This window comes from Paenibacillus sp. OK076 (assembly GCF_900110055.1).
GTDB lineage: Bacteria > Bacillota > Bacilli > Paenibacillales > Paenibacillaceae > Paenibacillus.
The window spans coordinates 270,014-284,306 of record NZ_FOCH01000002.1 but is presented as its reverse complement, the minus strand read 5'-3'; the positions used below and the strand labels follow the sequence as shown (position 1 = coordinate 284,306).

The window sequence follows — 14,293 nt, the reverse complement described above, 5'->3', positions numbered from 1 at the left end:
CCATTTACCCAGAAATGGAAGAGAAAAATTTATCATTTTCCAGATTTAAAATGTTAGGAACTCTTTCCGGAAATGCCTGTTTTAATAGCCCAAATCCAATACCCGAAAGACCACCCATTAATCCTTTAATATCAAATGCACGGTGAACACCTGTGTTATTCCATGGCTGGTCATTTAGAAGTCTGAGCAGATACGCTCTGACTACATCGATAGTATCCTCATTACGATCCAGAACTGAATTAGCATAAAGTAATATTTCCAATTGTCCAAAATCTCCGTGACAATAAACAGGTTCTGTCCCAAAGCCTAATTTAAGAGTTGTTTCAAGCGCAATACTAATCTCTTGATCAATATGTGCATCCCAATACCCATTTTCCAACAATCGTAGTCGAGATAACAATATACCTGGTGCACCATGACACCATGTTACCCTTGCGGTATCATTAGGAGTAATCCAATTTTTCAATTCAGCACAATAGTTTGTACGCTCATACTGTAGTCCTTTTTCGATATATTCAATGTACTTTTTATGTTGAGTTACTCTGTACAACGATGATAATGATGCAATAATTCCAGATACGCCATGAGAATAGCCTACGTAAGGCTTACTATTCGGTGTCGTCAACCAAACCATACTACCATCTGGCAATGTTTGAGCATTCTGAAGCAAATGTTCTGCACATTTCTCTGCTCCTTGCAGTGCCTGTATCCATCCGGTTCCATGATATACATGTAAAAGTACATCAATAGCTCCAGCTGCTCCACCGATATAATCGAATGAGTTATCTTCATCAATAAGGTTACAGTAATAAGGAAGGAATTCTTTAACCGTTTGGAGTAGCTCTTCATCATTCCATAAGCGTGACAATTGATAGGTAGCAAATACGCCACCGCCAATGCTACCAACTTCAAATACCCCAATGTTTAACGATACAGCATTTGATCGGTACGTATTCCTCATAATTTCTATCAACGGCTGTAATGCTTTTCGGGCCATATATTTATAATTGTTATTTGCAGTTAGTTCAGATAAATAACCCAAAAACAGGGCAATTCCACCATTCCCATTATAAAGATCATTTCCTACTGGAATTAGTCTCAGTTTTCTTTCATCCTCACCATGGGCTACTAAACCAATCCATGTTATATCATCAGCTGCTGGATTTGAAGATATAACTGCCGATTGAACCAAACTTTCTCCAATTGAAGTAGCTAATTGGACATACTCGTCTTTCCAATTAGACCTTAGCACATCGTTTGAATTTTTTAATTGAATTTCAGGAAAACAATAAGTATAAAGATCAGGCTTAGATGCCAAAACAGACATATTTAATAACTGTAACTGTTCTTTTAGGTCCTTCTCGCCCATTTTATCGATTTTGTTTATTACAACCTCTATACCTGATTGTTCAAATAACTGGGGAATTCGTTCACTATTAGATGACCAAGCATCTCTTTCAGACGGAGAAGTGTAAAAGATAGGGATATCACCGTCTTCAATATCGCGCATCTCGTGGGAAACAAATTTTAAATGTTTGGGATCAGCTAAGCATTGTAACCATAATCGATGCAAAACAACTTTACGATCTAATTCGTCTCGCAATAAGTCAGGATGGTATAGGGTACGCATTAGTTCCCCATACGCTCTAGTATTTCGCACGATTACTCTAACTCTAACGCCATCAAAATCTCGGATCATTTCTTTCAGTTTGTGCTTATTTCCCATCATAATCCTGTAAGCCTGAGCAAAACCTTGTTCAATGTCGCTAGTATAACGATAACTATCTACAACTTCATTATTATAAACTGGAAGATTGCGGGTCTTTCCGGATTCCCCCATTCCTCTTTCTAGCCTCATTCGATCCGTCCCTCTGTGAGTGAGGTTCAGTACATTCGGTACTTTTTTTCCACCGTATCCGAAAATACCACTAATATCTACACCTGAGTACGTATCTGACTTAAAAATGTACTGTGGTAACATACCAGAAGACATCACAGAATTAGATATAATTTCATAGGCATGACCATTGGCATCATGTTCAAATTTCTTCGTACTTATATGTCTATGAAATAAGGATTCTAGATCAATTACAACAGGGCTAGATCTATGCGCAATAATATTCTCATAATGGAAGTCTGTGGCGTTAAACATGTACATAATAGCCAGGTTCACGCCCATGTTTTTGTAAAATTCACTAATTTCCTCAATGGATTTGCACTCAGAATGCTCTACAAACTCTGTCCAGCCGTAACTTCCACAATCTATATTTTCTATCATTTTCATGTGTGGAACACCAAACTGTCGCATCCACGACAAAATTCGATAATATCCTATATCAACCCTTAGTGAACGAGGTTTATATACTAATTTGCGTCCCGTTGTAAACTCTAAAATCGTCACACTTCGTCCATCATGAGTATCGCCTACCCCAATATGCAGCTGGACAAGCTTTCCGAACTGGTTCACCTCAGGCATATGTGAAACAATTTTCGAATAATCCGCCTTAAACCTATCTAATACTTCACTAACATGGGCTGCCCATCTTTCAGTTATACGAAGCAATGAACGTATTAGTACTGGGTATTCATTGGCTAGTTGTCTTAAATACTCTCGATCATGTAGCAAATTTTCAAAGTACTGGTACCTCTTTTCTGGAGTTTCTCCTTGTAGAAGTCCCTGATTACTTAATACATTCAATTCCAATATTAAAGTTTTGTAACTGCAATCCATGATTCTTTCGAATAATGAAGGAAGCAGCCTTTTAAAAAAAGAAATACTTGTATGTAAAATAAGAGAATCTGAATCACTTATTTTTATATTTTCTCCCAATTTATTGATAGCAAGTAAGAAAAAACGTTCAGCAAATCCCCAAAATGCAGGCGGAGTAGCAGGAAGATAGTCTTCCAATGAGTCACTCAACAACAACTTTTCCCACTGCAGTTCCCATGATGAGTCTATTCTTTTTGAATTTACAATAGTCTCAACTTCGAGATTCGACACTTCTTTGAGACTCTTTTCCAAATATTCTTCCTTATCATAGAAAAATTTTGCCCAATATTTTATCTTTTCACTAGTATTTATCACCGTATAATAACAACCTTTCGATAATTTAGAAACCATACCTACAAGGATAAGAGGGCATTTCTAGCTGTATACTCGGCAGCATCATTTATAATGCTCCGATAATATCAGCAGAATGCCCTCCTTATAGAATCCATGTCAAACCTAACTGCATTATCATTCTGTTACTACCGTGTATCAACTAGCCTATTATTCCCAAAGATTGCACTAACCTCTGAATTCAGCTGTTTATTAACATACCCATGTCCATCCTGGAGTACAATCAGCCGTAATGGTAGAAACACAATTACCATCTGTAAAGCCTTGTGCTTGAGCACCACCAGCCACTGTATCCATCTCAGTGTCTGTCAATTCAGATAGCACACTTCCCACTGGATTATATGTAGCTGCATTAGTATTTTCCATTTGATTTTTCAATTTCATAGTTTTCACCTCCTTTCATAACTCAACCTGCTTAGCAGGGTATTCATTGTTCAATATGATAATAGTGTTCCTATTGACGTTTAAGGTCTAAATCCTTATATGGGTAATATTACCACATGGGTATATGGAAGTAAATAGGTTTAATAGATATATTTAAGAATAATGCGATATAATGAGTTTATTCGGAAATTCATATACATTTATATCGAAATTTAGGAGATATACACTTCGAATTTTTTAACCTCATCAAGCTAATTAAAAGACTGAGCCTAAAGAAACTAAAACAATCACGTAAAATTCTTTGAATAGGAGATTGCTCAGAATGAGCAAAGGATTAGGATTAAGCGAAGTAGAGCAACTTTCTGTAAACCTCTATGTGAAATCTGTATCGACCAAGGGAATCGCATATACGGACGAATTCAAACAACTATTTATTGCATCAAATCAACAAGGAAAGCTGCCCAGAGAAATTTTGAGTCTGTGGATTCGATGTTCAGATCATCGACATGACCCGGATTAAAGTCGCAGCCGACCGATGGAGAGCAGGTTACCAGGAGCAAGGAGACAAGGAACTCACTACACTCATCCAGATTTTCAGAAGACAGTGAAACGTATGGGGCTTGGTCAATCGATGTCCAGACTAGGGAACTGCTGGGATAACGCACCGCAGGAGTCGTTCTTTGGTCATTTTAAGGATGAAATCTCGTTAAAGAACTGAGCCAAAACTGGATGAAGCCAAACAAGAAGGTAAAGCCTATATGATCTACTACAACCAATGGACTAAAAATCCCCAGTGTTGGCCTGTTGGCCTCAGCCTACCTTTTGCAGAATGCTAACCACGGCGAGAGTTTCGTTCATATGAACAAAAAACCACCGGATCAAAGATCGGTGGTTTTTCTTGTCTACTGCGCGCTTCAATTAAAAATATTGCAATTAAATTTTTAACTATTGCAGCTGCCACAATGCGGGCACGTTGGATGGTTCCCACCCTGGCAAGGAGGTGTGTGGCTGCAAGCATTTATACGTCTTGCCGTTATATGTGACCAGTTGTCCCGCAGTATAAGCTGTGTTGGCCTGCCAAGCCGATACGCCAGGATTCGTCGTTTCAGCGGCCGTCTTCACGCTTAACGCGTTGCTCGCTGCAGACACATTGCCTGCCGCATCCTTTGCTTTTACCGTAAATGTATACGAGGTATCCGCCGCAAGCCCGCTGATCGTTGCCGTCGTTCCGGTTACCGTTGTTGCCAGTGTCGTTCCGTTGTACACGTCATACCCCGTTACACCCACATTGTCAGTGGATGCTGTCCAGCTCAGCGTTATGCTGGATGTGGTTTGCGCCGTCGACGCCAGGTTCGTCGGTGCAGTTGGCGCTTGCGTATCGCCTCCCGGCTGAGCCGTTGTGCTTACAGTTACAGCATTACTGGCCGCAGACAGATTGCCTGCCGCATCTTTTGCTTTTACCGTGAAAGTATATGAAGTCCCCGCTGTAAGTCCACTGATCGTTGCTGTCGTTCCGGTGACGGATGTCGCAAGATTAGCGCCATTATAGACGTTATAACCGGTAACGCCTACATTATCCGTTGAAGCATTCCAAGCCAGCGTCACAGAGTTTGCCGTCACACCTGTCGAACGAGCATTCCCGGGTACGCTTGGTGCCGTCGTATCTACTGGTGGCACTGTACCTCCGGTAGGCAGATCTGCTTTCAGTTTGTTTTGGAGTGTTTTGTTACGGTCACCGCTGATCTCCCAGAACATCGCTCCGCCGAGTCCTTTGCTCTTGATATAAGCCGTTTTATATCCAACGGACTCTGCATCGTCATAACTGATAAAGCGTTTATTGGACGCATTATAGAGATATGGCACTTTGGCCGTGTCATTCCAGTAACGCGTGTATCCGTTTTTGTTGATGTAATTGGCTTCCAGATCGTAGAAGTCAAAGGAACCTGCTTCCCATGTTCCAACGGAAGAACCACCTGTGCACGTCTGATACTGGCCGTTGCCTGCCTGTGCACATCCATCCCAGCCACGGCCATAGAATGGAACACCAAGCACGAGTTTAGCGGCCGGTACGCCTGCATCCAGATGCCCTTGTGCTCCGGCTGCCACATTAAATGTATTGGCATCTGGCACGCCAGCGGCTGAAGCCGCAGGATCATAGTTCAATGGCGCATTATGTGCGCTGATTTTTTGCCAAGCCCCGTTAAAATCGTATGTCATAATGTTAATCCAGTCGACGATGGCAGCAATTTTTGCAAGCTCGGTATTGGCAGCATAGGTCGCAGACGCGCCGCTTGCAATCGTAAGCAGATACTTCTTGCCGTCTACAGCTCCCGCTGCATCCAGCTTTTCACGGATTTTGCTTAGGAGCAGGGTATAGTTTTGCTTATCTTCAGGACGTTTGCTGTTACCATCAAGTCCGCCTGATACCGGGTACTCCCAGTCCAGATCCACTCCATCAAAATTGTACTTCCGCAGGAAATCGACGGCGGAATTCGCAAAGACCTCTCGGGTTGCAGCCGTGGCGGCTACATCAGAGAAACGGTTGGACCACGTCCATCCTCCGACGGAGATAATAGTCTTCAGGTTAGGATTGGTTTGTTTCAGCTTGTTAAGCTGATTGATATTGCCTGCAATGGGCTGATCCCACGTATCCCCTGCAAATGTCTTGCCTGTATCGATCCATGGATCGCCGAGCACGATCGTTCCGTTCGGGACATTGATCGTTTGACTTTTTTCATTCTGACATGTCCAGGTTACAGGATTGGGGCCCGAAGGGTCCGGATTTCCATGAATGCCGTTCCAGCAAATATCAGCAAACGCATAGTTGATATGCGTCACTTTGGTCGGGTCGATGTCAGCTACATTATAGTTTCTGCCGTACGCCGCCCAGGATGGGTAGTAACCAACGATTTTATAAGAATCTGCTGCTTCGGCCGTGGCAGGTTGGAGCGCGAAGGAAGGAACAATGACGGATAAGAGCAGGGACAGACCAAGGAAAAACTTTGCAGTCTTCTTAAAAGCAGTGTGTTTATTTAAATGGATCATTTAATACACAACCTCCTCTGTCTTTTGCATGCTAAGTCCATTCAGGAATGGACGATGTGCGTTCGAGAACTGGTTATTCGTATACGCGTCCCAGTTTATTGACCAGGTCATAATGCCCTTGAGACCGGCATAGCCCGCAGGCTGGCGCAAGGTATAGGAACCGCCGTATGATACTCCTTTGATCAGATAGTTCAATGCCTTTTGCAGCTCGGCTGGTGCCGTATAGCCGCCTCCAGCCGCCTGCTGGGAAGCTGGTACTCCAATCGCAATCTGGTCCGGGCGGAGAGGACTAAAGAATGGACCTGAGCTTCCGCCTACGTTAAACCCTTGAAGCAGCATTTCGGCCATGGCGACATGGAAATCGGCTGTCCCTTGAGCGTAAGAACGTCCATCCAGCCCCACCATCGAACCGGTGTTATAGTGCTGCACATGAAGTAGGGTCAGGTCATTGCGCAAGGCATGAATCACTGGAAGATACGCCCCCCAAGGACCACCATAGTTCAGATATCCGCCCTGTACGTAGGCCGTTTCCGGTGCAGCGGTCAGAACAAAATTGGCACCAAAGTGTGATTTAAGCGCTTTCACGCCGTTAATCAGGTTAACGATCTTCGGAGTCGTTGGACTGCGAAAGTCGGTATCACCCGCATTTAAAGACAGGGAGCTTCCTTCAAGATCGATGTCGAGACCATTGAATCCGTAAGTCGAAATAATGGATTTGAGGGAATTCTCGAACTGTTGTCTCTTGGTCGCATCGGTGAGCTCAATCGTGCCATTGGCTCCCCCCATGGAAATCAGTACCTTCTTCCCTTGGCTTTGAAGGTATGCAATGTCCGACTTGAACTCTTCTACCGTAGCGTTATACGGAGAAAAAGCGAGCGTTCCGCTGCCGGGTGAAATCGGCTCGGCAAAGGAGACATTAATAACGTCATAGGCTGTTGACACGTTGCGCAGTTTAATATTGGTAGAGCCATTGTCGAAGTTGTGCCAGTAGCCGATCAGCCATTTGCTGCCGCTAGGCCCAGGATTCGAAGATCCGGTGGAAGTGGTAACGCTGAGAGAGGTGCTTGCAGCGGACAGATTGCCTGCCGCATCTTTTGCTTTCACTGTAAAAACATATGTGGTGCCAGCTGTCAGTCCTGTGACTACAGCCGTAGTCGTTGAAGTGTTCGCCGCGAGAGTACCGTTCCGGTACACTTCATATCCGGTTACGCCCACATTGTCCGTGGATGCGTTCCAGGTAAGATTGACTGATGTCTCTGTGACGAGGGATGAGGTTAAACCTGCAGGAACGGAGGGTGGTGTCGTATCCGGAGTTGGGGTACCCCCTCCAGTACCTTCCCCGACGTATTTCCACAATGCAGGTACATTTGAGGGCTCCCATCCGGTCAAAGCCGTATGGGGCTGAATACATTCATAATCTTTATTTAAATAAGTTACTAGATCTCCTTGTTTGTATGCGGTGCCTGCCTGCCACTGGGCAGCGGCGTCTGCTCTTGGTGCAAACCACGTAATAATCAGAAGAAATGCCAAAGCGAATGTAATGACCGGGCGGAATCGAACAGCTTGATTCAAGCAAAATCCCTCCTGTATTCAGGTTATTTTCACCTTGCAAACAATGCTTCACTGGTGCGCTTACATGTGATCCGCAATCTTAGAGCTTATAAAGCCGTCTGACAATGAGCGTCGCTTCACTCCCTTCCCTTATCAAAAATGGACCTTCCCTCTCGCTTTCTCTTTTTGCAGACACCATCCAAATTTTACAGGGAATTTACAGATCCTCACCCTGTATTTAATCAGTAAAATGCAATTGAGATAAGGGATAAATTATTTCTATGGGGGGCGAAAAATGTAATATACCGCACAAAAAGGCCATCTACCAAGTCATTAAGAGACTTGATAGACGGCCTTTTTTTTATTTTATAAATAAACGGATGTATCACCACGCTTATTTTAACTTCGAGGAGACTAGTTCAAATGACAGCAGACCTTCGAAAGGTTGCCACCCATCCTCACCGGATAAAATAACAGGCACAGTATATTCGGCCGCTTCCTGATCACTGAGTATTTTCGTCCACGGAACTCTCCCCATCACACTTCCGGCCCCAGGTCCGGCACTATGATATTCGAAGTACGCTACCGTCGCTTCCGCATCGTTCTTGTTCCAGTTATGCCAGCCCTCCTGCTTCACATGCGCCCCCATCCAGCAGTTCAGGAAGCAGACTTTGGCATGATTTCGCCACGGTCTGCCTAGATATACGGACTGAGCGGGGGCGTTGCTGGTCAGGTCACAATCGATAAACACATAGCCATAACGTGCATCCTCTGGTGTGGAAGCAGCCGTGATCCAGCCATTCACTTCTCCCTCTGCAGCAGCAGCATCGCTCAAGCGATTCTTCGCAAAAATCTCACAGCCCTGAAACACAGCCGTAGCCGAGCCAAAAATAAAATCCACATCGCCCTCAATGAAACAGTCCTCATAATATTGGCGCAGCTTCCGCCGCTCTGCCCCGTCACGCGGCCCCCCGAAGAAACTCCGGTCAATGGGCTGCTCGGGCAGCGGTCCGGTAAAGATCGTGTCCTGGTGACCTATAAATCGGCAATGCCGAAAGGCCGCCCGATCCCCATCCACGTAGACAGCCAACGCCTGACCGACCTCACGGCCAGGCCCAGCGGAGTTGATGAAGGAAAGTCCTTCAGCGGTGAAGTCATCTGCCCCGATAAAGGCTGTGTACGAATGAAAGGTATGATACAACTCCCCGTTCGGGAACTTTTTGAGCGCATAATCATCATATGTGATGATGGTCTGATCAGCTCCTGCACCGACGAGGTGAACCCTCGGCTTCTCGATGTGCAGTTTTTCAACATAGGTGCCTGGCTTTATGCGAATCGTATACTTTTCAGTACAGTCGGCCGAAATCGCATCAATGGCAGCCTGAATGGTGGGAAAATCGCCGCTTCCGTCCGCAGCAACCAGGTAACCATTCCTGTACAAATCCAGATCTGGCCCGTGTGACAGAGGTTTGTTCATGGCAATCGCTCCATTTCCAGCGCAGCCAACAGGAGCGGCGCCACACCCATGAACGAGTCACTCACAATCTGCTCGCCGACATAATAACTGTACGAACCATCCCGATCCAGACTGAGTCCTGCCCCGTGACAGATCGCGTTCAGCTTCACGCCTTTCTCCGTTTCCTCCATCAATCGGGAGGTCAGTCCCTGCCATCCCTTCTCTGCAGCCTGCCTGAAATGAGGCTCCAGGTAACGCAGGCGGACTCCCTTCGCCATGGCGTACACAAACATGCTTGAACCGGAAGCTTCCAGATAATTGCCCTTGCGGAATCCCTGATCCAGCACCTGGAACCAGAGTCCGCTCTCCTGCTCCTGTACACGTACCAAGGCATGACACATACGCTCGAAGATGCCAATGATTGTGCCCCGTTTCGGATGATGGATCGGGAAGTGCTCCAGACTATCCACGATCGCCATCGCATACCAGCCCATCGCGCGGCTCCAGAAGTGTGCGGAGCATCCGGTTACGGAGTCGGCCCAGATCTGCTCCTTCGATTCATCCCAGCCATGATAGAGCAGACCCGTGCGCGGGTCACGCGTCTTGCGTTCGATTAGCAAAATCTGATGAGCCACTTCATCCCACAGATCTGGCCGATCAAACATCTTGGCATATTGCGCCAGAAAAGGCGACGACATATACAATCCATCCAGCCACATCTGGAACGGATAGATTTTTTTGTGCCAGAATCCGCCCTCCGACGTTCGAGGCTGTCCTGCGAGCTGGGCTGCGAGCAGATGTGCAGCTTCAGCATATCGCTGATCCCCGGTAGTTTCCAGCAGTTCGAACAGGTTCTTGCCCTGATTGATCTGATCCAGGTTGTACTCTTCCAGGGAATACGTTCCGATGGAACCATCCTCCTGAACATACAGATCCATATGTCTTTTCATAAAAGAAACATACTCGTCCTTGCCGTATTGCTTACCAGTGCGTGCCATTGCCATTAACGTCATTCCCTGAACATATGCCCACCGTTCCGAAGGAAACACATGATAGCCATCACCATCGCATTGCTGGCAAATCATCTCCGCTATTCGCTCCGACCAAGATAACTGCGTCTGTACTTGCATAAAAGAACCCTCCCTGGACCTTGAATGTTGTACTTAGCCTATCCTTAATGTTCAGACACTTGCTGCCGACAAATCGCCGTCGAATTGCGGTGATTCAGCTTCGGTTGGATAATGACCGGATAATCCACCTGCTCATCACGGATCAAAGATACGATCAGCTCTGCTGCCTGTGCGGCCAGTTCATCCAGGGGCGGGCCAATGGTGGTTAGCGCCACCTCGGCATACTGCATATCCGGCAGATCATCATAACCGATTAACGAAATATCATTGGGCACACTGTAGCCCGCTTCCAGCAAAGCCCGCAGCGCACCTCGGGTCACCAGGTTGTTCAGGCCAATAAATGCCGTTGGCGAATCCGATTCAAACGTGTACTGCCGAATGGCAAAATAACCATCCTCCCAGGAGGAATGTGCAGGCAGCACATGGCGGTGGTCAAATTCAAGTCCTGTGCGCTGCAACGCTTCCCGATACCCTTCAAGCTTGATATTTTGGGAGTTGCCAATGAAACCAATCCGGTGATGTCCCAGTGATTTCAGATGCTCAACCGCTTTGTATATGCCCTCTTTCCGGTCAATCTTGATGTAAGGGGAATTCGGGGCTTCATCTGTACCAAGCACGAAACATGGCATGTTCAGTGTTTCAAACTTTTTCCAGAAGTCATCCCGATTGTCCAGCGCATAGTCCCACAGGATACATCCATCCACGCGAAGCTGGCTAAAAACATCCAGCCCATCATCCGCGACGACCAAAATCATCTGGTATCCCCGCTCCTTCAGCTCCGCATGCAGATTGCCCGATATATTTGAGAACAACGGATTGCTCAGTTCATCAAGAACAAAGCCAATAATGTTGCTTCTGCCGGTGGAAAGCTGCTGTGCCATAATGTTTTTTCGATATTGATGCTTCTCCGCAACCGCGAGCACCTTCTGCCGCGTCGCCGGTTTGATGCGGGGATCACCGTTGAGTGCCTTGGATACCGTGCTGTAGCTCACTCCCGCCAGTTTGGCAATGTCCTTAATGGTTATCAAAATCAATCAACACCTCTCAACCCTTGGGAAGCTTATTGCTGTGCAGCCTTATACCGGTCATATTGCGCCTGTCTGCCGGCAATAACCTGCTCAATGTTCATTTTTTTCAAAGTCTCGATATAACTGTCAAACTGATCCAGACTGGTATCACCGCTTATAAATTTGAAGTTCATCTCTTCCACATACGTCGTAATATCCGGCATGGACATACTCTCTACACTCGCTTCATCCGGCAGAGCATATACGAATGGAAACGGCTCGTGGATGTATGGCTCCAATTCCTTGTCGAGCTTGGCATGCCATTCGGCCACAACGGAATCGGCCGAATCCGTAGACTGAATGTTCGGCAGATTCACGGGACCAATGCCGAGTTTCTGGATATAGTCATTGTCCTTGCCTTTGTCCGTGAATGTCTTCACGCCATTTTCTTCGGTATACGTATCACCCTTGATGCCCCACGTATAATACGTCTGCGCTTCTTCACTTACTGCATAATCCAGAAAACGGAAGGCGAGCTCCGGATTTTTGCTGTCCTTGGAGATTCCAAAAATGCCGCTCACAGGCGTACGTCCGATATAAAACTGATCTCCATGCGGGCCTTTCAGTGGCAGAATGCCCTTGAAGATAGGCTCCGCCGGGTCATAATCCTTGAACAGCGGACTGTAGACCATCGACATGTACCAGCTAAAATTAAACGTAGCTCCGGTTACATCCTGCGAGATGCGGGAGGTCACCTGATCACTTGTGGTACTGGCATAGTCCACCCCGAGCAGTCCTTCTTTGTACAGCCCATTCAGATATGTCAGATATTCCTTGTAGGCAGGCTCATAATAGCTGAAATGCACCTTACCCTGGTCATCCGCATAGAACTGATTGGATAGATCAAGACCAAAAGCAGGACCAAATGCCATCGGCACAAACTTGGATTCCATGGACAACGGTATTTCATCCGCTTTGCCATTACCGTTCGGGTCGTCTGTCTTGAATTTGCGCAGCATCGCTGTGAACTCATCCAGTGTTGTAGGTTCATTCAGTCCCAGCTTCTTCAACCAGCGTTCATTCACCATGAACACCGGCATGTAGTTTTTCGTAAGCGTTTGCTGCGGAACATAATACATTTTACCATCTGGCGTCGTTAAACTGGCTTTGACGGATGGGGATTTGTCGTATATTTTTTTGAGATTCACACCATACTTCTCCACCAGGTCATTCAGCGGAATAAACAGACCACTGTTAATGTATTTCATGAGCTGATCCTGATCCGGCAGATAGACGATATCAGGCAATCCTGTTCCGGCCGCAAGCCTTGGATTCACCGCATCCGCGTAGTTCTGTGGGGGAATGAGATCCCAATCGACCGTTACCCCGGCATTGCTCTCAATTTTTTTCACAATCTCGGCAGTAGAGAGATCCACGTTGGTCGTCCAGGCGTTGGTCCCGAGAATCGACAGCTTGGCATCTTTCTGGTCCGTTACCGGACCTGCTCCGGTGTAGTTGAACGCTGGCTCCGAGCTTGGTGAAGCACTGCCCTTATCTCCCCCTGCTCCTGTACTGCTGCTGCATCCTGCAAGACTGATGGCAAGTATCACCGCGAGAACACTTTTTCTTCCGGCCCCTCTGATTATCATCCGTTATTCCTCCTTGTTATGAACAACCTTGGGTGGTGCATGGTGATCAATAAGGCTATCCTTTCACGGCTCCGAGGGTGATCCCCTTGACGAAGTACCGCTGGATAAAAGGGTAGATCGTAACGATTGGCAGAATGCTGACCACAATCGACACATACCGGACCTGAAGGGTGGACACCGCGAGTGCGCCTGTGGTCATTGTGCCACCCATTTTTTGCATGACCTCCGGTGATGCCATGATCAGCACCCTGCGCAGGAACATTTGCAAGGGCTGCATATCCTGTTTGCCCAGATATAGCAGGGCTGAGAAGAAGTTGTTCCAATGGAATACGGCGTAATATAACGTCAGCACAGCAAGCGTTGGCTTGATAATGGGTATCGCCAGGCGATACAGCATCGTCAGTTCATTAGCCCCGTCTATACTTGCACTCTCGAAGATTTCATTCGGAATCCCCTCAAAGGCTGAGCGGCAGATCATGACATTAAACGTAATAACCAGCACAGGAAGCACCATCACCCAGCGGGTGTTATATAGCCCCAGCGACGTAATCAGCATGTAGACCGGGATGAGCCCACCCGAGAAATACATGGTGAAGGCGATGAAAAAGTTCAGCTTTCTGCGCAGGAAAAATTGCTGTCTGGATAACGGAAATGCAGCGAGGCACGTAGCTACAATATTCAGCAGTGTACCTATAACGGTGTACCACAGGGTGTTATAGAAGGACACCCACAACTCCCGGTATTGCAGCACCATTTTGTACCCGGACAAGGTGAAGCCTACCGGCCACAACGCAACCTTTTGTTTGTCGATCGCATCAACCGAGCTGAATGAAACGCTGATCACATACAAGAAAGGGTACAGCGTAACGACAACCGCCAATATGGTCAGCAGGTAGACAAATCCGTAGAATAACCGGTCACTTCTCGATTTTTGCATACAGGTCTCCTTT

At 46.5% G+C, this 14,293-nt stretch carries 10 protein-coding genes and 1 pseudogene; 2 read left to right on the top strand and 9 right to left on the bottom strand.

Annotation, left to right across the window (positions count from 1 at the left end; all coding sequences use genetic code 11):
* Nucleotides 1-4 precede the first annotated feature (4 nt).
* Nucleotides 5-3,085: a type 2 lanthipeptide synthetase LanM family protein gene (locus BMY78_RS20130; RefSeq protein WP_090903024.1), complete on the bottom strand. Its 3,081-nt coding sequence runs from the start codon at nucleotides 3,083-3,085 to the stop codon at nucleotides 5-7.
* Between the two features lie 228 nt (nucleotides 3,086-3,313).
* Nucleotides 3,314-3,505 (bottom strand): plantaricin C family lantibiotic, encoded by a 192-nt coding sequence (locus BMY78_RS20125; protein ID WP_090903022.1) that lies wholly within the window; start codon nucleotides 3,503-3,505, stop codon nucleotides 3,314-3,316.
* A 322-nt stretch (nucleotides 3,506-3,827) separates the two neighbouring features.
* Between BMY78_RS20125 and BMY78_RS20120 the strand changes: the two genes are divergently transcribed.
* The gene (locus tag BMY78_RS20120; RefSeq protein WP_090903021.1) at nucleotides 3,828-4,025 is read left to right on the top strand and encodes a hypothetical protein; all 198 of its coding nucleotides are present in this window, start codon (nucleotides 3,828-3,830) and stop codon (nucleotides 4,023-4,025) included.
* 45 nt (nucleotides 4,026-4,070) lie between these two features.
* Nucleotides 4,071-4,341, top strand: a pseudogene (locus BMY78_RS33795) (integrase core domain-containing protein); the annotation flags it as partial.
* Nucleotides 4,342-4,450: 109 nt separating this feature from the next.
* On the opposite strand, the gene BMY78_RS20110 reads toward BMY78_RS33795, so the two are convergent.
* The 7 genes from BMY78_RS20110 to BMY78_RS20080 all read right to left on the bottom strand — a co-directional run bounded on the left by BMY78_RS20110 (nucleotide 4,451) and on the right by BMY78_RS20080 (nucleotide 14,280).
* Nucleotides 4,451-6,550: a glycosyl hydrolase family 18 protein gene (locus BMY78_RS20110; protein ID WP_090903017.1), complete on the bottom strand. Its 2,100-nt coding sequence runs from the start codon at nucleotides 6,548-6,550 to the stop codon at nucleotides 4,451-4,453.
* Nucleotides 6,551-8,122 carry a chitinase gene (locus tag BMY78_RS33640; protein WP_090903015.1) on the bottom strand — a complete coding sequence of 524 codons (1,572 nt, stop codon included), beginning with the start codon at nucleotides 8,120-8,122 and terminating at the stop codon, nucleotides 6,551-6,553.
* 373 nt (nucleotides 8,123-8,495) lie between these two features.
* A complete protein-coding gene (locus BMY78_RS20100) occupies nucleotides 8,496-9,578 on the bottom strand; it encodes a pectinesterase family protein (RefSeq protein WP_090903013.1) in 1,083 nt (360 codons plus the stop codon).
* On the bottom strand, nucleotides 9,575-10,687 hold the full coding sequence (locus BMY78_RS20095) for a glycoside hydrolase family 88/105 protein (protein ID WP_090903011.1): 1,113 nt from the start codon (nucleotides 10,685-10,687) through the stop codon (nucleotides 9,575-9,577). Before BMY78_RS20095 ends, BMY78_RS20100 begins: the two co-directional genes overlap by 4 nt.
* A 44-nt stretch (nucleotides 10,688-10,731) precedes the next feature.
* A complete protein-coding gene (locus BMY78_RS20090) occupies nucleotides 10,732-11,715 on the bottom strand; it encodes a LacI family DNA-binding transcriptional regulator (protein ID WP_177185817.1) in 984 nt (327 codons plus the stop codon).
* Between the two features lie 32 nt (nucleotides 11,716-11,747).
* On the bottom strand, nucleotides 11,748-13,343 hold the full coding sequence (locus BMY78_RS20085) for an extracellular solute-binding protein (protein ID WP_090903007.1): 1,596 nt from the start codon (nucleotides 13,341-13,343) through the stop codon (nucleotides 11,748-11,750).
* Between the two features lie 55 nt (nucleotides 13,344-13,398).
* Nucleotides 13,399-14,280 (bottom strand): carbohydrate ABC transporter permease, encoded by an 882-nt coding sequence (locus BMY78_RS20080; protein WP_090903005.1) that lies wholly within the window; start codon nucleotides 14,278-14,280, stop codon nucleotides 13,399-13,401.
* Nucleotides 14,281-14,293: the final 13 nt, after the last annotated feature.

Coding starts and splice junctions, on each gene's coding strand:
- BMY78_RS20080 (WP_090903005.1), bottom strand. CDS start 14,280: ATGCAAAAATCGAGAAGTGACCGGTTATTCTACGGATTTGTCTACCTG.
- BMY78_RS20100 (WP_090903013.1), bottom strand. CDS start 9,578: ATGAACAAACCTCTGTCACACGGGCCAGATCTGGATTTGTACAGGAAT.
- BMY78_RS20110 (WP_090903017.1), bottom strand. CDS start 6,550: ATGATCCATTTAAATAAACACACTGCTTTTAAGAAGACTGCAAAGTTT.
- BMY78_RS20085 (WP_090903007.1), bottom strand. CDS start 13,343: ATGATAATCAGAGGGGCCGGAAGAAAAAGTGTTCTCGCGGTGATACTT.
- BMY78_RS20095 (WP_090903011.1), bottom strand. CDS start 10,687: ATGCAAGTACAGACGCAGTTATCTTGGTCGGAGCGAATAGCGGAGATG.
- BMY78_RS20120 (WP_090903021.1), top strand. CDS start 3,828: ATGAGCAAAGGATTAGGATTAAGCGAAGTAGAGCAACTTTCTGTAAAC.
- BMY78_RS20125 (WP_090903022.1), bottom strand. CDS start 3,505: ATGAAATTGAAAAATCAAATGGAAAATACTAATGCAGCTACATATAAT.